At 69.9% G+C, this 18,087-nt stretch carries 14 protein-coding genes; 13 read left to right on the top strand and 1 reads right to left on the bottom strand.

The window, feature by feature from the left end; genetic code table 11:
* The first annotated feature begins 2 nt into the window (after window positions 1–2).
* From ACWGI6_RS34215 to ACWGI6_RS34155, 13 genes are all read left to right on the top strand, one after another.
* A complete protein-coding gene (locus ACWGI6_RS34215; RefSeq protein WP_453271100.1) occupies window positions 3–1,757 on the top strand; it encodes a UDP-N-acetylmuramoyl-L-alanyl-D-glutamate--2,6-diaminopimelate ligase in 1,755 nt (584 codons plus the stop codon).
* Between the two features lie 62 nt (window positions 1,758–1,819).
* Window positions 1,820–3,271, top strand: a complete 1,452-nt coding sequence (locus tag ACWGI6_RS34210) for a UDP-N-acetylmuramoyl-tripeptide--D-alanyl-D-alanine ligase (RefSeq protein ID WP_453271099.1) — start codon at window positions 1,820–1,822, stop codon at window positions 3,269–3,271.
* A 5-nt stretch (window positions 3,272–3,276) separates the two neighbouring features.
* The gene (gene mraY / locus ACWGI6_RS34205) at window positions 3,277–4,341 is read left to right on the top strand and encodes a phospho-N-acetylmuramoyl-pentapeptide-transferase (protein WP_030085860.1); all 1,065 of its coding nucleotides are present in this window, start codon (window positions 3,277–3,279) and stop codon (window positions 4,339–4,341) included.
* Window positions 4,338–5,816, top strand: a complete 1,479-nt coding sequence (gene murD / locus ACWGI6_RS34200) for a UDP-N-acetylmuramoyl-L-alanine--D-glutamate ligase (RefSeq protein ID WP_393909689.1) — start codon at window positions 4,338–4,340, stop codon at window positions 5,814–5,816. Before mraY ends, murD begins: the two co-directional genes overlap by 4 nt.
* 60 nt (window positions 5,817–5,876) lie before the next feature.
* Window positions 5,877–7,223, top strand: a complete 1,347-nt coding sequence (ftsW, locus tag ACWGI6_RS34195; RefSeq protein ID WP_453271098.1) for a putative lipid II flippase FtsW — start codon at window positions 5,877–5,879, stop codon at window positions 7,221–7,223.
* A gap of 6 nt (window positions 7,224–7,229) precedes the next feature.
* On the top strand, window positions 7,230–8,321 hold the full coding sequence (gene murG, locus ACWGI6_RS34190) for an undecaprenyldiphospho-muramoylpentapeptide beta-N-acetylglucosaminyltransferase (protein WP_393909687.1): 1,092 nt from the start codon (window positions 7,230–7,232) through the stop codon (window positions 8,319–8,321).
* Between the two features lie 22 nt (window positions 8,322–8,343).
* Window positions 8,344–9,159, top strand: coding sequence for a cell division protein FtsQ/DivIB (locus ACWGI6_RS34185; protein WP_453271097.1), 816 nt, complete (start codon window positions 8,344–8,346; stop codon window positions 9,157–9,159).
* A gap of 282 nt (window positions 9,160–9,441) precedes the next feature.
* Entirely contained in the window at window positions 9,442–10,668 is a 1,227-nt protein-coding gene (gene ftsZ, locus ACWGI6_RS34180) for a cell division protein FtsZ (RefSeq protein WP_453271096.1), read from the top strand.
* Between the two features lie 13 nt (window positions 10,669–10,681).
* Window positions 10,682–11,446: a peptidoglycan editing factor PgeF gene (pgeF, locus tag ACWGI6_RS34175; RefSeq protein WP_453271095.1), complete on the top strand. Its 765-nt coding sequence runs from the start codon at window positions 10,682–10,684 to the stop codon at window positions 11,444–11,446.
* Window positions 11,443–12,165, top strand: a complete 723-nt coding sequence (locus ACWGI6_RS34170) for a YggS family pyridoxal phosphate-dependent enzyme (RefSeq protein ID WP_453271094.1) — start codon at window positions 11,443–11,445, stop codon at window positions 12,163–12,165. The genes pgeF and ACWGI6_RS34170 overlap by 4 nt, the downstream gene beginning before the upstream one ends.
* A 123-nt stretch (window positions 12,166–12,288) precedes the next feature.
* On the top strand, window positions 12,289–12,909 hold the full coding sequence (locus ACWGI6_RS34165; protein WP_030085876.1) for a cell division protein SepF: 621 nt from the start codon (window positions 12,289–12,291) through the stop codon (window positions 12,907–12,909).
* A 71-nt stretch (window positions 12,910–12,980) separates the two neighbouring features.
* Window positions 12,981–13,274 carry a YggT family protein gene (locus tag ACWGI6_RS34160; protein ID WP_006606159.1) on the top strand — a complete coding sequence of 98 codons (294 nt, stop codon included), beginning with the start codon at window positions 12,981–12,983 and terminating at the stop codon, window positions 13,272–13,274.
* Window positions 13,275–13,323: 49 nt separating this feature from the next.
* A complete protein-coding gene (locus ACWGI6_RS34155) occupies window positions 13,324–14,439 on the top strand; it encodes a DivIVA domain-containing protein (protein WP_393909682.1) in 1,116 nt (371 codons plus the stop codon).
* A 221-nt stretch (window positions 14,440–14,660) separates the two neighbouring features.
* Here ACWGI6_RS34155 and ileS read toward each other — a convergent pair whose 3' ends face one another.
* Complete coding sequence (ileS, locus tag ACWGI6_RS34150) at window positions 14,661–17,798, bottom strand: isoleucine--tRNA ligase (protein ID WP_453271093.1); 3,138 nt, start codon at window positions 17,796–17,798, stop codon at window positions 14,661–14,663.
* Between the last annotated feature and the right edge of the window lie 289 nt (window positions 17,799–18,087).

Below are 18,087 nucleotides of genomic sequence, written 5' to 3'. Positions count from 1 at the left end.
CCGTGACGACCATCACCCCCGACGGCACCCCCGACGGCACCCCCGTCCCGGGAATCCGCTCCTCCCCACGGCCCTCACTTCGCCCCGGGCCGGTTGTGCCCGGTACGCTCACGGCCGTGTCACATGCTGATCAGTCCCCGAAAGCCCAGCACGCCGAGAAGGGCGGGCCCGGCACCTATCCGGGAGCCCCGCGCCCTGAAACGGTCCGCCCCACCCCCCTGGCGGACCTCGCCGAGCAGCTGGGATGCCCGGCCCCGGACGCCGGCCACTCCGATGTCATGGTCACCGGCATCACCCACGACTCCCGGGCGGTCCGCCCCGGTGATGTCTATGCCGCGCTGCCCGGCGCCCGTCTGCACGGCGCCGACTTCGTCGCCCAGGCCGCCGACCTCGGTGCCGCGGCGATCCTGACCGACCCCTCGGGCGCCGAGCGCGCCGCGGCGACCGGCCTGCCGGCCCTCGTCGTCGAGAACCCGCGGGCCCGGATGGGCGCCCTGGCCGTCTCGATCTACGGGGCGCCGGGCGAGGACCTCCTCCAGATCGGCATCACCGGCACCTCCGGCAAGACCACCACCGCCTACCTCATCGAGGGCGGGCTGCGGGAGGCCGCCGCGAAGAGTGCCGACGGGGGCCTGACCGGTCTGATCGGCACCGTGGAGACCCGTATCGGCGGGGAGCGCATCAAGTCCGAGCGCACCACCCCCGAGGCCACCGACCTGCAGGCGCTGTTCGCCGTGATGCGCGAGCGCGGCGTCCGCGCGGTCGCCATGGAGGTCTCCAGCCACGCACTGGTCCTCGGCCGGGTCGACGGCTGCGTCTTCGACGTCGCGATCTTCAACAACCTCAGCCCGGAGCACATGGAGTTCCACTCCGGCATGGAGGACTACTTCCAGGCCAAGGCCCGGCTGTTCACCAAGGCCCGCAGCCGGGCCGGCGTGGTCAACCTCGACGACGAGTACGGCAAGCGGCTGGCCGAGGGTGAGTCCGAGGTCCCGGTCACCACCTTCTCGGCGGAGGGCCACCCGGACGCCGACTGGCGGGCGTCGGACGTCGAGGTCGGCTCGCTCGGCTCGACCTTCACCGTGCACGGCCCGGACGGCCAGACCCTGCGCGCCGCCTCCCCGATCGCCGGCCCGTTCAACGTCGCCAACGCGCTCGCCGCGATCACCTCCCTGGTCGTCGCCGGCATCGACCCGCAGACCGCCGCCGACGGTGTCGCCGCGGTGCCCGGCGTCCCCGGCCGCCTGGAGCGCATCGACGCCGGCCAGCCGTACCTGGCGGTCGTCGACTACGCCCACAAGACCGACGCCGTCGAATCGGTTCTGCGCGCGCTGCGCAAGGTCACCGACGGCAAGCTGCACGCCGTCCTCGGCTGCGGCGGCGACCGCGACCCGCACAAGCGCGCCCCCATGGGTGCCGCGGTGGCCCGGCTCGCCGACACGGCCATCCTGACCTCCGACAACCCCCGCAACGAGGACCCGCTCTCGATCCTCGCCACCATGCTCGCGGGTGCCGCGGAAGTCCCCATTCATGAACGCGGCACGGTGCTGGTCGAGGAAGAACGGGCCATCGCCATCGCCGCCGCCGTCGCCCGCGCCGAGCCCGGCGACACCGTGATCGTCGCGGGCAAGGGCCACGAGCAGGGCCAGGACATCGCCGGAGTGGTACGCCCCTTCGACGACCGTCAGGTGCTGCGCGATGCCATCGAGGACTCGCAGAAGTCGCAGCAGTCACCGCAGCCGAACCACCAGGGATGACACACCGCCATGCGCGCACAACCCCATTACCGTCACCGCCCGCCCCTCACCGGGGGTGACCTGTGATCTCCCTGTCCCTCGCCGAGATCGCGAGCATCGTCGGCGGCCGGCAGTACGACATACCGGACGACGGCCGCCGGGTGACCGGACCGGTCGTGGCGGACTCCCGCGCGGTATGCCCCGGCGCACTGTTCGTGGCCTTCGCCGGTGAACGTGCCGACGGCCACGACTTCGCGCCGGGCGCCGTCGAGGCAGGCGCGGTGGCCGTCCTGGCCAACCGCCCTGTCGGCGTCCCCGCCATCGTCGTCGACGATGTGGTCGCCGCGCTCGGCGCGCTCGCCCGCGCCGTCGTCGAGCGGCTGGGCACCACCGTCGTCGGTCTCACCGGCTCGGCCGGCAAGACCAGCACCAAGGACCTGATCGCCCAGCTGCTGCAGCGCACCGGCCCGACGGTCTGGCCGGAGGGCAACCTCAACAACGAGATCGGGCTGCCGCTGACCGCGCTGCGCGCCGAGGAGACCACCCGTCACCTCGTCCTGGAGATGGGCGCCCGCGGCGTCGGCCACATCCGCTACCTGGCCGGGCTGACCCCGCCGAGGATCGGTGTGGTGCTGAACGTCGGCTCCGCGCACATCGGTGAGTTCGGCGGCCGTGAGCAGATCGCCCTGGCAAAGGGCGAACTCATCGAGGAGTTGCCTGCGGCCGAGGACGGCGGGGTCGCGGTGCTCAACGCCGACGACCCGTATGTACGCGCCATGGTCCCCCGCACAAGGGCCCGCACGATCCTGTTCGGTGAGGCCGAGGACGCCGCCGTACGTGCCGAGAATGTCCGGATCACGGAGGCCGGACAGCCCGCCTTTACGCTTCACACACCCTCCGGGTGCAGCGATGTGACCATGCGGCTGTACGGTGAGCACCACGTGTCGAACGCGCTCGCCGCGGCCGCCGTCGCCCATGAGTTGGGCATGCCCGTAGACGAGATCGCCACCGCGCTCTCCGAAGCCGGCACGCTCTCCCGCTGGCGTATGGAGGTCACCGAGCGCGTGGACGGCGTGCGGGTCGTCAACGACGCCTACAACGCGAACCCCGAGTCCATGCGAGCGGCGCTGCGAGCGCTGGTCGCCATGGGCGCAGCCGCCAAGGCGAAGGGCGGTCGTACGTGGGCGGTGCTCGGTGAGATGGCCGAGCTGGGCGGGGAGTCACTCGCCGAACACGACGCGGTCGGGCGGCTGGTCGTCCGGCTCAACGTCAGCAAGCTCGTGGCAGTCGGCGGCAGGGAAGCGGCCTGGCTCGACATGGGCGCCAAGAACGAGGGTTCGTGGGGTGAGGAGTCGGTGCACGTGTCCGACGCGCGGGCGGCGGTCGACCTGTTGCGCAGCGAGCTGCGACCGGGAGACGTCGTGCTGGTGAAGGCGTCCAGGTCGGTGGGTCTGGAGCGGGTTGCCGCAGCATTGCTGGACGACGGAGGCATGCTGGGCGCCGCGGGCGCTGAGGGTGGAGCCGCGTCCCGATGAACTCGATGAAGCAGATCCTCTTCTCCGGAATGATCGGGCTCTTCCTGACCCTGATCGGCACCCCGGTGCTGATCAAGCTGCTGGCCAAAAAGGGATACGGGCAGTTCATCCGTGATGACGGCCCGCGCGATCACCACAGCAAGCGCGGTACGCCCACCATGGGTGGTATCGCCTTCATCCTGGCCACGATCATCGCCTATGTGCTGACCAAGGTCATCACGAGCAGTGACCCCACCTTCTCCGGTGTGCTGGTGCTGTTCCTGATGGCGGGTATGGGCCTGGTCGGCTTCCTCGACGACTACATCAAGATCGTCAAACAGCGTTCGCTGGGCCTGCGGGCCAAGGCCAAGATGGCCGGTCAGCTGATCGTCGGCATCGCCTTCGCCGTGCTCTCGCTGCAGTTCGCCGATCTGCGTGGGCAGACCCCGGCGTCCGACCGGCTCTCCTTCACCCAGGACTTCGGCTGGCAGATCGGCCCGGTGATCTTCGTGATCTGGGCGCTGTTCATGATCCTGGCGATGTCCAACGGCGTGAACCTCACCGACGGCCTCGACGGCCTCGCCACCGGCGCCTCGGTGATGGTCTTCGGCGCCTACACGTTCATCGGCATCTGGCAGCACCAGGAGTCGTGCGCCAACCAGATCACCGCGGGACCGGGCTGTTACGAGGTCCGCGATCCACTCGACCTCGCGGTCGTCGCCTCGGCGCTGATGGGCGCCTGCTTCGGCTTCCTGTGGTGGAACACCTCGCCCGCCAAGATCTTCATGGGGGACACCGGTTCGCTGGCCCTGGGAGGCGCGCTGGCCGGTCTGGCCATCTGCTCCCGTACGGAGCTGCTGCTGGCCATCCTCGGCGGTCTCTTCGTCCTGATCACCATGTCCGTGGTCATCCAGGTCGGATCGTTCCGGCTCACCGGTAAGCGGGTCTTCCGGATGGCGCCACTCCAGCACCACTTCGAACTCAAGGGGTGGTCCGAAGTCCTTGTGGTGGTCAGGTTCTGGATCATCCAGGGCATGTGCGTCATCGTGGGCCTAGGCATCTTCTACGGCGGCTGGCAGGCAGCGAAGTGACCACGCACGACCCGACCCGGACCCCCGAGGGGTTCGCCGGTCAGCACATCACCGTCGCCGGCCTGGGCGTGAGCGGCATCAGTGCCGCCCGCGCGCTGGCCGGCCTCGGCGCCCGTGTCACCGTCGTGGACGGCGGCGACGGCGACAAGCAGCGGGCCGCCGCGGGTGAGCTGGAGGCGGAAGGCATCAGCGTCCGCCTCGGCGACGGCGCGACCCTCCCCGAGGGCACGGATCTCATCGTCACCTCGCCCGGCTGGAAGCCGGACAGCCCGCTGTTCGCGGCGGCCGCCGAGGCCGGCGTGGACGTGGTCGGCGATGTCGAGATCGCCTGGCGGCTGCGGGACACCCCCGGAGGACAACCCGCCGCGGCCTGGCTCGGGGTCACCGGTACCAACGGCAAGACCACCACGGTGCGGATGCTGGCCTCGATCCTGGCCGCCGAAGGGCTGCACACCGCGGCCGTCGGCAACATCGGAACCCCGATCATCGATGTCGTCCTCGGCCAGGGCAAGGACGGCGAGCGCCCCTACGACGTGCTCGCCGTCGAACTCTCCAGCTACCAGCTGCACTGGGCGCCGTCGCTGCGCGCCCACTCCGCCGCGGTCCTCAACCTCGCGCCCGACCACCTCGACTGGCACGGATCCATGCAGGCGTACGCCGCCGACAAGGGCCGGATCTACGAGGGCAACACCGTCGCGTGCGTCTACAACGTGGCCGACAAGGCGACCGAGGACCTGGTGCGCGAGGCCGATGTCGAGGAGGGCTGCCGCGCCATCGGCTTCACCCTCGGCACCCCCGGCCCCTCCCAACTGGGCGTCGTCGAGGGCATCCTCGTCGACCGTGCCTTCGTGGAGAACCGTCAGCAGCAGGCTCAGGAGCTCGCCGAGGTCTCCGACATCGCGCCCGGTTCCGGGACCCCCGCCCCGCACAACATCGCCAACGCCCTCGCGGCGGCGGCACTGGCCCGTGCCTTCGGCGTCCGGCCCGCCGCCGTACGCGACGGACTGCGCGCCTTCCACCCCGACGCCCACCGCATCCAGCACATCGCGGACCTCGACGGCGTCAGCTACATCGACGACTCCAAGGCCACCAACACCCACGCCGCCGAGGCGTCGTTGGCGGCGTACGAGCACATCGTGTGGATCGCCGGCGGCCTCGCCAAGGGCGCGACCTTCGACGAGCTGGTGCAGAAGTCGGCGCCCCGGCTGCGCGGTGTGGTGCTGATCGGCGCCGATCGGGCGCTGATTCGCGAAGCCCTGGCGCGACACGCCCCCGATGTCCCGGTGGTCGACCTCGACCGGACCGACACTGGGGCGATGCCTGAGGCGGTCCGGGAAGCGACCCGCCTGGCCGAGCCCGGCGACACCGTCCTGCTGGCTCCGGCCTGTGCCTCGATGGACATGTTCGTCAATTACAACAAGCGGGGCGAGGCCTTCGCCGACGCGGTCGGCGAGCTGACCGCACGGGATCACTAGACCGTTTCTCCCCGCTGTCGTCGTCAGCCGACGGCGAGCGCACCTGTGGAGGGGACGAGGATGACGGCCCGATCGGCGAAGGCGGTCCCGTCGCGTCCGCGTCGGCCGTCCATGGTGCGAGGGCCGCGCGGAGGCCGCACACCGGGCGGGCCCCGGGGCCTGGGCACCCGGCTGAAGCGGGCCTGGGACCGCCCGCTGACCGCGTACTACCTGATCCTCGGCGGCAGCCTGCTGATCACGGTCCTGGGTCTGGTGATGGTCTACTCGGCGTCCCAGATCAAGGCGCTGCAGTCCGGTCTGGCCCCGACGTACTTCTTCCGCAAGCAGCTGCTCGCCGCCGTCCTGGGCGGCGGGCTGCTGCTGGCCGCCTCCCGGATGTCGGTACGGCTGCACCGCACGCTGGCCTATCCGCTGCTCGCCGTCTCGGTGTTCCTGATGTGCCTGGTGCAGATTCCGGGCATAGGGGTCGCGGTCAACGGAAATCAGAACTGGATCAACCTCGGCGGCCCTTTCCAGATGCAACCGAGCGAGTTCGCCAAGCTCGCCCTGGTGCTGTGGGGCGCCGATCTGCTGGCTCGCAAACAGGACAAAAGGCTGCTGGTGCAGTGGAAGCACCTGCTGGTGCCGCTGATCCCGGTGGCGTTCCTGCTGCTCGGGCTGATCATGCTCGGCGGCGACATGGGCACCGCGATCATTCTCACGGCGATCCTCTTCGGGCTGCTGTGGCTGGCCGGTGCGCCGACCCGGCTGTTCGTGGGGGTGCTGGGCAGCGCCGCGCTGATCGGGGCGCTGCTGATCAAGACCAGCGCCAACCGGATGTCCCGGCTGGCCTGCATCGGAGCGACCGATCCGGGCCCCGGCGACCAGTGCTGGCAGGCCGTGCACGGCATCTATGCTCTGGCGTCCGGCGGATTCTTCGGTTCCGGCCTCGGTGCGAGTATGGAAAAATGGGGAGAACTCCCCGAACCGCACACCGACTTCATCTTCGCCATCACCGGGGAGGAACTGGGCCTGGCGGGGACGCTGTCGGTGCTCGCCCTCTTCGCGGCTCTAGGCTATGCGGGTATCCGCGTGGCCGGACGCACGGAGGACCCCTTCGTACGGTACGCCGCGGGAGGTGTGACCACCTGGATCACGGCCCAGGCCGTGATCAACATCGGTGCGGTGCTCGGCCTGTTGCCGATCGCCGGTGTCCCGCTCCCGCTGTTCTCCTACGGAGGCTCCGCCCTGCTGCCGACGATGTTCGCCATCGGGCTGCTGATCGCCTTCGCGCGTGACGAGCCCGCTGCACGGGCGGCGTTGGCCGCGTTGGCCACGCGGAAGCCGGTTTTCGGAAGGAAACCGGCTGGGGTGAGATGGAAGACGATGAGACGGCGCGTCAAGAAGCGACCGTCCGGAGAGCGGTGAATTTCGGTGCATGTCGTACTCGCCGGTGGGGGGACCGCCGGCCACATCGAGCCCGCGCTCGCCCTCGCGGACGCACTGCGGAGGCAGGACCCCACCGTGGGGATCACGGCACTCGGTACGGAGAAGGGCCTGGAGACCCGGCTCGTCCCGGAACGCGGCTATGAGCTCGGTCTCATCCCGGCCGTGCCGCTGCCGCGCAAGCCCACGCCCGAACTGATCACCGTCCCCGGGCGGCTGCGCGGCACGATCAAGGCCGCCGAGCAGATCCTGGAGCGCACGAAGGCGGACTGTGTCGTCGGCTTCGGCGGCTATGTGGCGCTGCCCGGCTACCTGGCCGCCAAGCGCCTCGGGGTGCCGATCATCGTCCACGAGGCAAACGCCCGCCCCGGCCTGGCCAACAAGATCGGCTCGCGGTACGCCAAGTTCGTCGCCGTCAGCACCCCCGACAGCAAGCTGCGCGGTGCCCGCTATGTCGGCATCCCGCTGCGCCGTACCATCGCCACCCTGGACCGTGCCGCGGTTCGCCCGGAGGCGCGGGCCGCCTTCGGGCTCGACCCCAACCTCCCGACCCTGCTGGTGTCCGGTGGTTCCCAGGGCGCCCGCCGGCTGAACGAGGTCATCCAGGCCGCCGTACCGGTCCTCCAGCGCGCCGGAATCCAGGTGCTTCACGTGGTCGGTCCGAAGAACGAACTGCCGCACGTGGACAACATGCCCGGGATGCCCCCCTATGTCCCGGTACCGTACGTGGACCGGATGGATCTCGCGTACGCCGCGGCCGACATGATGCTCTGCCGCGCGGGCGCGATGACCGTCGCCGAGTTGTCCGCCGTCGGGCTGCCGGCCGCTTTCGTTCCGCTGCCCATCGGCAACGGCGAGCAGCGGCTCAACGCCCAGCCGTTGGTCAACGCCGGCGGGGGCCTGCTGGTCGATGACGCCCAGCTGACCCCGGACTGGGTGCAGAACAGCGTGCTCCCGGTCCTGGCAGATCCGCACCGGCTGTACGAGATGTCCCGCGCGGCCTCCGAGTTCGGCCGCCGGGATGCCGACGAGCTGCTGGTCGGCATGGTGTACGAGGCGATCGCGCAGAACAACAAGTAGCGCACGAGAGAAGGCAGGGAGCGTGGCCGGACCGACAACCGCCCGGCGCGGCGAGAAGAAGTCACCGTCCGGCCCGCCCTCCGCCGCGCCGCCCCGCGCGACGGGATTCCGGTGGGTGCGCATTCCTCTTCGCGCGCCGGGCCGCCGCAGTCTGATCATCAGCATGGTCGTCACGGCGTTGCTCGGCGCGTTCGGCGTCTGGGCCCTCTACGCCTCGAACTGGCTCCGGGTGGAACGCGTCAAGGCTGTCGGCACCGAGGTGCTGACGCCGCATGAGGTCATCGCCGCGGCCCACGCCCCGATGAATGCGCCGCTGGTCTCGGTGGATACGGACGCGCTCGCCCGCCGGCTGCGCGTGCGGCTGCCGCGCATCAAGACCGTTGACGTCGAACGGTCCTGGCCGAACACGATCGGTCTGAAGGTGGCCGAAAGGGTGCCGGAACTGCTGATGCAAGCGGGCGGAAAGTTTGTCGAAGTGGACGCCGAGGGCGTCCGGTTCGCCACCGTCGGCACGGCCCCCAAGGGCGTTCCGCTTCTGGAAATGGCCGCATCCGACTCCCCGAGTCTGCGCCGTTTCGGAATCGACCGGTTGCGACGCGCCGCGGTCGAGGTCGCCCAGGATCTGCCCACGGCCGTACGCAAGGAAGTACGCAAGGTCCGTGTACGGTCCTACGACGCCATCACCCTCGAACTGAACGGCGGCCGCACGGTCGCCTGGGGCAGTCGCGAAGAGGGCGCCGAAAAGGCGAAGGTGCTGACCGCACTGCTGAAAGCGGCACATGCCGGGCGCCACTTCGACGTCTCGGTCCCCAGTGCCCCTGCGGTATCCGGGAGTTGACGTGCGGAGCCGCAGGCCAGCACCCTGGATGGCTACGACTATGGGTGATCACATAGGGTGAAAAGAAAAACGGGAGGTTCGGCGTGTTCGTTGAACGGGCGCGCCTTGTCGACTTAGTGTCTCGTTCCAAAGGGACTATGGAACCCAGGAACACAGGTACAGGTAACCCTAAACTTCAACGTTAGGGTTCGGGTCGGCGATACGAACCGTCCCATCGGCATCAGTCGGCGTCCACACGCACGTGCGGCGACGACACGTAACTCGAGGCGAGAGGCCTTCGACGTGGCAGCACCGCAGAACTACCTCGCAGTCATCAAGGTCGTCGGCATCGGCGGCGGTGGCGTGAACGCCATCAACCGGATGATCGAGGTCGGGCTCAAGGGCGTCGAGTTCATCGCGATCAACACCGATGCACAGGCGCTGCTGATGAGCGACGCCGACGTCAAGCTCGACGTCGGCCGCGAAATGACGCGCGGACTCGGCGCCGGCGCCAACCCGGATGTGGGCCGCAAGGCGTCCGAGGACCACCGCGAGGAGATCGAGGAGGTCCTCAAGGGGGCCGACATGGTCTTCGTGACCGCGGGTGAGGGCGGCGGCACCGGCACCGGCGGCGCGCCCGTCGTCGCCAACATCGCCCGATCGCTGGGCGCCCTGACGATCGGTGTGGTCACCCGGCCGTTCACCTTCGAGGGCCGCCGTCGCGCCAACCAGGCCGAGGACGGCATCGCGCAGCTGCGCGAAGAGGTCGACACCCTCATCGTGATCCCCAACGACCGGCTGCTGTCCATCTCGGACCGTCAGGTGAGCGTGCTCGACGCGTTCAAGTCCGCGGACCAGGTGCTGCTGTCGGGTGTCCAGGGCATCACCGATCTGATCACCACACCGGGTCTGATCAACCTCGACTTCGCAGATGTCAAGTCCGTGATGTCGGAGGCCGGTTCCGCGCTCATGGGCATCGGCTCGGCACGTGGCGACGACCGCGCGGTGGCCGCCGCTGAGATGGCGATCTCCTCGCCGCTCCTGGAGGCCTCCATCGACGGCGCCCGAGGGGTGCTGCTCTCCATCTCCGGCGGTTCCGACCTCGGTCTCTTCGAGATCAACGAGGCCGCGCAGCTGGTCAGCGAGGCCGCGCACCCGGAAGCCAACATCATCTTCGGTGCGGTCATCGACGACGCACTGGGCGACGAGGTCCGGGTGACGGTCATCGCCGCGGGCTTCGACGGCGGTCAGCCGCCGGCCCGCCGCGATGCGCAGTCGGCGCTGTCGTCCCAGAAGCGCGAGGAGCCCACCCCGGCCCCGAGCCGTCCGGCCGCCCCGCCGGAGCCGCGTTCGTCGTCCTTCGGCGGACTGGGTTCGGTGCCCGTGCGTGACGAGGAGCCGGCCCCGGCCGAATCCTCCTCGCTGGGCGAGGTCCCGGCGCCCCCGGCGGGCGCCCCGCAGGTTCCCCCGGCCCGTCCGTACTCGGACTCCGCGGCCGAGGAACTGGACGTCCCCGACTTCCTGAAGTGACCGAAGCAGCGAAGTGATAGGGCAACAGCACCACGAGAGCGGCGCGCATTTCGCCTTCACCGACAGGTGGGGCGGGGTGAGCGCCGCTCCGTATGAGCAGCTCAACCTGGGCGGCGCGGTCGGCGACGACCCGCAGGCCGTACGCGCCAACCGTGCACGGGTCGCCGCGGAACTCGGCGTCGACCCGGCCGCGGTGGTCTGGATGAACCAGGTGCACGGCCGGGACGTCGCGGTGGTCGACGGGCCGTGGCACGGTACGGAGATTCCCGGTGTCGACGCGGTGGTCACGGATCGCCGCGGCCTCGCGCTCGCCGTTCTGACCGCCGACTGCACCCCGGTCCTGCTGGCCGATCCGGTCGCCGGGATCGCGGGGGCCGCGCATGCCGGCCGGCCCGGTCTGGTCGCCGGGGTCGTCCCGGCGGTCGTCGAGACGATGGTGAAGCGGGGTGCGGTGCCGGCGCGGATCGTCGCGTACACGGGACCGGCGATCTGCGGTCGGTGTTACGAGGTGCCCGAGACGATGCGTTCCGATGTCGCCGCGGTGGTGCCCGAGGCCCGTGCGACGACCAGCTGGGGCACTCCCGCGGTGGACGTGACGGCAGGTGTACGGGCCCAACTCGCCGCGGCGGGCGTGCCGGTGCGTGAGGATTCCCACATCTGCACCCGCGAATCCGCCGACCACTTCTCTTACCGGCGCGACCGTACGACGGGACGGCTCGCGAGCTATGTATGGCTCGGGGACACCCCCGGCCCGGGGCTGGGGGAGGCCGAGCTGTGACGGACGACCGCAAGACGCAACTGGCCGAGAACCTGGCGCGGGTGGAGGAACGTATCTCCGCCGCCTGCGCCAAGGCCGGCCGGCCGCGTGACGAGGTGACCCTGATCGTGGTCACCAAGACCTACCCCGCGAGCGATGTCCGGTTGCTCGCGGAGCTGGGGGTGCGGCAGGTCGCGGAGAACCGCGATCAGGAGGCGGCACCCAAGGCCGCCGAATGCGCTGATTTGCCCCTTACTTGGCACTTCGTCGGTCAACTGCAGACGAACAAGGTGCGCTCCGTGGCCGGTTATGCCGGAATTATTCAGTCGGTCGACCGGGCCAGGCTCGTCACCGCACTCTCCAAGGAGGCGGTGCGTGCCGAGCGTGAACTGGGTTGTCTGATCCAGGTGGCGCTCGATGCGGAGTCGGGGGAGCGGGGTGAGCGCGGCGGAGTGGCGCCCGACGGAGTCGAGGCGCTCGCCGAGGTGATCGCCGGGGCCCAAGGTCTGCGGCTGGACGGTCTCATGACCGTCGCGCCGCTGGCCGGGCCGTATGCCGGACGTGAACTCGCCGCTTTCGGGCGGCTCATGGAAATGTCATCCGACCTGCGCGCGGCACATCCTGGTGCCAACATGGTGTCCGCAGGCATGAGCGCGGACCTCGAAGACGCCGTGGCGGCCGGGGCGACACATGTGCGCGTCGGCACTGCGGTACTCGGAGTCCGACCACGGCTCCGGTAACGTCGCCAAGCAAGTCGGACCACAGCACAAAATATGGTCATTACCGCAAAAAGCGGGCAGGCCGAGTGGATCCAAGGCCCCTGGTGACGGAGCCGATCCACCACAGAGCGGAGGACGCAGAGAATGGCCGGCGCGATGCGCAAGATGGCGGTCTACCTCGGCCTCGTGGAGGACGATGGGTACGACGGCCGGGGGTTCGACCCCGATGACGAGTTCGAACCCGAGCTTGACCCGGAACCCGATCGGGGACGGCGGCAACAGCACCAAGTGCAGGCCGAAACGCACCCGGAACGGGAGGAACCCGTCCGTGCCGTGACACCTCCGGCCCAACGCGAACCGGCCCCGCTCGCCGCGGAAAGCGGACGACCCGCGCGAATCGCCCCCGTGGCATCCATCACACCCGAACGTCCAAATCTGGAGAAGAACGCACCGGTGATCATGCCCAAGGTTGTGTCCGAGCGGGAGCCCTACCGCATCACCACACTTCACCCCCGGACCTACAACGAAGCCCGTACCATCGGGGAACACTTCCGTGAGGGCACTCCGGTGATCATGAATCTCACGGAGATGGATGACACCGACGCGAAGCGACTTGTCGACTTTGCGGCCGGTTTGGTGTTTGGTCTTCACGGCAGCATCGAGCGGGTGACGCAGAAGGTGTTCCTGTTGTCGCCTGCTAACGTCGATGTCACGGCGGAGGACAAGGCCCGCATCGCAGAGGGCGGGTTCTTCAACCAGAGCTGAGACGCAACACCGGGCACACCGCGGCCGTAAGGCCAACACAGGAGCAAGGCAAGGGGAGAGGGAAGCGCGAGATGAGTGTCTTTGGTCAGGTGATCTACATCGCGCTGTACTGCTTCCTGATCGTGTTGATCTTCCGGCTGGTGATGGACTATGTCTTCCAGTTCGCCCGTTCATGGCAACCCGGCAAGGCGATGGTGGTCGTTCTTGAGGCCGCCTACACTGTCACTGATCCGCCACTCAAGCTTCTGCGGCGGGTAATCCCGCCGCTGCGTCTCGGGGGCGTGGCGCTCGACCTGTCCTTCTTCGTATTGATGATCATCGTGTACATCCTGATCACCGTCGTGAGGTCGGTGTTGTTGGTGTGAACGATACGGTCTTGCCGATTGCCGACGACTACGTTGAGGTGAAGTAGAGATGCCGTTGACCCCCGAGGACGTGCGGAACAAGCAGTTCACGACCGTCCGCCTCCGAGAAGGCTATGACGAGGACGAGGTCGATGCCTTCCTCGATGAGGTCGAAGCCGAACTGACCCGGCTCCTGCGGGAGAACGAGGACCTGCGCGCCAAGCTTGCCGCTGCCACCCGCGCCGCCGCGCAGAACCAGCAGCAGCAGGGTCTGCGCAAGGGACCGGACCAGCAGCAGGATCAGCAGCAGAGGCCCGGGTCTCCGGTGCCCGCCGCCATATCCGGTCCGCAGCCGGTCCCGCCGCAGCAGCAGCAGGGGATGGGTGGCCCGCCCCAACTGCCCGGTGGTGCACCGCAGCTGCCTCCAGGTCCCGGTGGCCACGGCCCCGGTCCGCAGGGCCCGCACGGCCCCGGTCCGATGGGCCCCGGCGGTCCGATGGGTGGCCCGATGGGCGGCCCCGGTGGACCGCAGCTGCCGCAGGCTGCCCAGCAGCAGGGTGGCCCCGGCGGTGACAGCGCCGCGCGCGTGCTGTCGCTGGCACAGCAGACCGCCGACCAGGCGATCGCGGAGGCCCGTTCCGAGGCCAACAAGATCGTCGGCGAGGCGCGCAGCCGTGCCGAGGGTCTGGAGCGGGACGCCCGCGCCAAGGCCGATGCGCTGGAGCGGGACGCGCAGGAGAAGCACCGCGTGGCGATGGGCTCGCTGGAGTCGGCCCGCGCGACGCTGGAGCGCAAGGTCGAGGACCTGCGCGGCTTCGAGCGCGAGTACCGCACGCGGCTGAAGTCCTACCTGGAGAGCCAGCTGCGTCAGCTGGAGAACCAGGCCGACGACTCGCTGGCTCCGCCGCGGACCCCGGCAGCCGCTTCGCTGCCGCCGTCCCCGTCGATGGCGTCGGCCGGTGCCGGCACCATGGGCGGCAACCACACCATGGGTGGCGGCCAGCAGATGGGCGGCAACCACTCCATGGCCGGTCCGTCCAACGGTGGTCCGTCCTACGGCGGTCAGCAGCAGATGTCGCCGGCGATGACCCAGCCGATGGCTCCGGTGCGGCCGCAGGGCCAGCAGCCCATGCAGCAGACGCCGTCGCCGATGCGCGGCTTCCTCATCGACGAGGACGACAACTGACGTCCGCGTAGCGCGCACAGTCGGCAATCAGGGCCGGGCCTCGAGGGAACACTCCTTCGGGGCCCGGCCCTTTTGTGTGTACTTGTGCGCGTGGGCCGGATACGTCCGCCGCATGGGCCGGGTGTCCGCCGGGTGGGCCGGTTGCGTCCGCGGGGACGGCAAGGCCCCCCGGTGCGGGTTGCGCCGGGGGGCCTGGTGCGCCGTCGTGGCCGCGGGTGCGGTTACGCCTTGCGCAGCTGGAACGTGAGGGACAGGCTCTCGTCGGTGAACGCGGGGCCGTACGATCCGTCCGCCTCGCCGGGGGTGAAGTCGTCGGCGAGCACCTCGTCGGAGATCAGGCCGGTGTGGTCGGCCAGCGCCGTCCGCACCTCCTCGTCGGTGGACTGCCAGCGCAGCGCGATCCGGTCGGCGACGTCCAGGCCGCTGTTCTTACGGGCCTCCTGGATCAGCCGGATCGCGTCGCGGGCCAGGCCCGCCCGGCGCAGCTCCGGGGTGATCTCCAGGTCGAGGGCGACCGTGGCACCGGCGTCGGAGGCCACCGACCAGCCCTCGCGCGGGGTCTCGGTGATGATGACCTCGTCCGGGGCGAGCGAGACGGTCTCACCGTCGACCTCGACGTGGGCCGTGCCCTCGCGCAGCGCGAGGGAGAGCGCCGCGGCATCGGCCGCGGCGACGGCCTTGGCGACCGCCTGGACGCCCTTGCCGAACCGCTTGCCCAGGGCACGGAAGTTCGCCTTCGCGGTGGTGTCGACCAGCGAGCCGCCCACCTCCGACAGCGAGGCCAGCGAGCTGACGTTGAGCTCCTCGGTGATCTGTGCCCGCAGGTCCTCGGGCAGGCCCGCGAAACCGTGGGCCGCCACCAGCGCACGGGACAGCGGCTGGCGGGTCTTCACCCCCGACTCGGCGCGGGTCGCGCGGCCCAGCTCGACCAGCCGGCGCACCAGCTGCATCCGGCCGGACAGCGCCGGGTCGATGAGCGTCCGGTCGGCGACCGGCCAGCCGGCGAGATGGACGGACTCCGGTGCCTCCGGGGTGACCGGGACGACCAGGTCCTGCCAGACCCGCTCGGTGATGAACGGGGTGAGGGGCGCCATGAGGCGGGTGACGGTCTCGATGACCTCGTGGAGCGTCCGCAGCGCGGCGGCGTCGCCCTGCCAGAAGCGACGGCGGGAGCGGCGGACGTACCAGTTGGAGAGGTCGTCGACGAAGGAGGACAGCAGCTTGCCGGCCCGCTGGGTGTCGAACGTCTCCAGGGACTCGGTGGCCTGCTCGACCAGGGTGTTCAGCTCGCCGAGCAGCCAGCGGTCCAGCAGCGGGCGGTCGGCGGGGGCCGGGTCGGCCGCGGAGGGCGCCCAGTTCGACGTACGGGCGTACAGCGCCTGGAAGGCGACGGTGTTCCAGTACGTCAGCAGCGTCTTGCGGACGACTTCCTGGATGGTGGAGTGGCCCACCCGGCGGGCGGCCCACGGGGAGCCGCCGGCGGCCATGAACCAGCGGACTGCGTCGGCGCCGTGCTGGTCCATGAGCGGGATCGGCTGGAGGGTGTTGCCCAGGTGCTTGGACATCTTCCGGCCGTCCTCGGCCAGGATGTGACCGAGGCAGACCACGTTCTCGTACGAGGACTTGTCGAAGACGAGCGTGCCGACGGCCATCAGCGTGTAGAACCAGCCGCGGGTCTGGTCGATGGCCTCCGAGATGAACTGCGCCGGGTAGCGCTTCTCGAACAGTTCCCTGTTGCGGTACGGGTAGCCCCACTGCGCGAACGGCATCGAGCCCGAGTCGTACCAGGCGTCGATGACCTCCGGGACACGGGTCGCGGTGCCCTGGCACGTCGGGCAGGCGAAGGTGATCGCGTCGATGTACGGGCGGTGCGGGTCCAGGTCCGACTGGTCGGTGCCGGTCAGCTCGGTCAGCTCGGTGAGCGAGCCGACGCAGGTGAGGTGGCCCTCCTCGCAGCGCCAGATGGGCAGCGGGGTGCCCCAGTAGCGGTTGCGGGACAGCGCCCAGTCGATGTTGTTCTTGAGCCAGTCGCCGAAGCGGCCGTGCTTGACCGACTCCGGGAACCAGTTGGTGTTCTCGTTCTCCCGCAGCAGGGCGTACTTGACCGCGGTGGTGCGGATGTACCACGACGGCTGGGCGTAGTAGAGCAGCGCGGTGTGGCAGCGCCAGCAGTGCGGGTAGCTGTGCTCGTACGCGAGGTGCCGGAAGAGCAGGCCGCGGGCGTCGAGGTCGGCGACCAGCGCCTCGTCGGCCTTCTTGAAGAACTGGCCGCCGACCAGGCCCAGTCCTTCCTCGAACGTGCCGTCCGGGCGGACCGGGTTGACCACCGGAAGGTCGTACGCCTTGCAGGTCTTGAGGTCGTCCTCGCCGAAGGCCGGGGCCTGGTGGACGAGGCCGGTGCCGTCGTCGGTGGTGACGTACTCGGCGTTGACGACGATGTTGGCGCCCTCCAGCTCGACGAGGTCGAAGGGGCGCTCATAGGCCCAGCGCTCCATCTCGCGGCCGGTGAACGACTCGCCGGTGGTGGTCCAGCCTTCGCCGAGGGCCTTCTCCAGCAGCGGCTCGGCGACGACCAGCTGCTCGCTGCCGTCGGTGGCGACGACATACGTGACGTCGGGGTGCGCGGCGACGGCCGTGTTGGAGACCAGGGTCCAGGGGGTGGTGGTCCAGATCAGCAGCGCGGCCCGGCCGGCCAGCGGGCCGGACGTCAGCGGGAGGCGGACGAAGACCGAGGGGTCGACGACCGTCTCGTAGCCCTGCGCCAGCTCGTGGTCCGACAGGCCGGTGCCACAGCGCGGGCACCAGGGGGCGACACGGTGGTCCTGGACCAGCAGGCCCTTGTTGAAGATCTCCTTCAGCGACCACCACACCGACTCGATGTAGTCGGGGTCCATCGTGCGGTACGGGGCGTCCAGGTCGGTCCAGTAGCCCATACGGGTCGTGAGCTCGGCGAAGGCGTCGGTGTGGCGGGTCACCGACTCGCGGCACTTGGCGTTGAACTCGGCGATGCCGTACGCCTCGATGTCCTTCTTGCCGCTGAAGCCCAGCTCCTTCTCCACGGCCAGCTCGACCGGGAGGCCGTGGCAGTCCCAGCCGGCCTTGCGGTCGACGTGGTAGCCCTGCATCGTGCGGAACCGGGGGAAGACGTCCTTGAAGACGCGCGCCTCGATGTGGTGCGCGCCGGGCATGCCATTGGCGGTCGGGGGGCCCTCGTAGAAGACCCACTCGGGCCGTCCCTCGGACTGCTGGAGGGTGCGGGCGAAGATCTTCTGCTCCTGCCAGAACTCGAGCACGGCGTGCTCGAGGGCGGGGAGGTCTACCTGGGCGGGTACCTGGCGGTACTGGGGCTGCGGACTCATCGGGGGCTTCCTCCGGCGGACACCTGCTGCTTCTCCGTCCGGAGGGACGAGAGCCTTCGCTCCCGCGGTACCACCCTCCTTGGCGGTGCCGCTGCACCGCCCCCTCATTGGGGTCGCGCTGCCGGTTCTACTCGCCGCGGGGGTGATCCACGGGCTTTCTTCCGGCGGCTCCGGGGTGATCTTCGCGTCGTGCACACCCCCGGGCTCCCACCGTCCCCGGGTCGCTGCTGGCTGCGTACGGCGCTACTCGTCCCATCAATGCCTCTCGCTCGGCCCAGTGTACGGGGCG

The sequence above is a fragment of the Streptomyces sp. NPDC054786 genome (genome assembly GCF_053611685.1).
The sequence above is the reverse complement of the archived record's forward strand: the minus strand, read 5'-3'. Positions and strand labels throughout refer to the sequence as shown.

Coding starts and splice junctions, on each gene's coding strand:
- ACWGI6_RS34165 (WP_030085876.1), top strand. CDS start 12,289: ATGGCCGGCGCGATGCGCAAGATGGCGGTCTACCTCGGCCTCGTGGAG.
- ACWGI6_RS34160 (WP_006606159.1), top strand. CDS start 12,981: ATGAGTGTCTTTGGTCAGGTGATCTACATCGCGCTGTACTGCTTCCTG.
- ftsW (WP_453271098.1), top strand. CDS start 5,877: ATGACGGCCCGATCGGCGAAGGCGGTCCCGTCGCGTCCGCGTCGGCCG.
- mraY (WP_030085860.1), top strand. CDS start 3,277: ATGAAGCAGATCCTCTTCTCCGGAATGATCGGGCTCTTCCTGACCCTG.
- ACWGI6_RS34155 (WP_393909682.1), top strand. CDS start 13,324: ATGCCGTTGACCCCCGAGGACGTGCGGAACAAGCAGTTCACGACCGTC.
- ileS (WP_453271093.1), bottom strand. CDS start 17,798: ATGAGTCCGCAGCCCCAGTACCGCCAGGTACCCGCCCAGGTAGACCTC.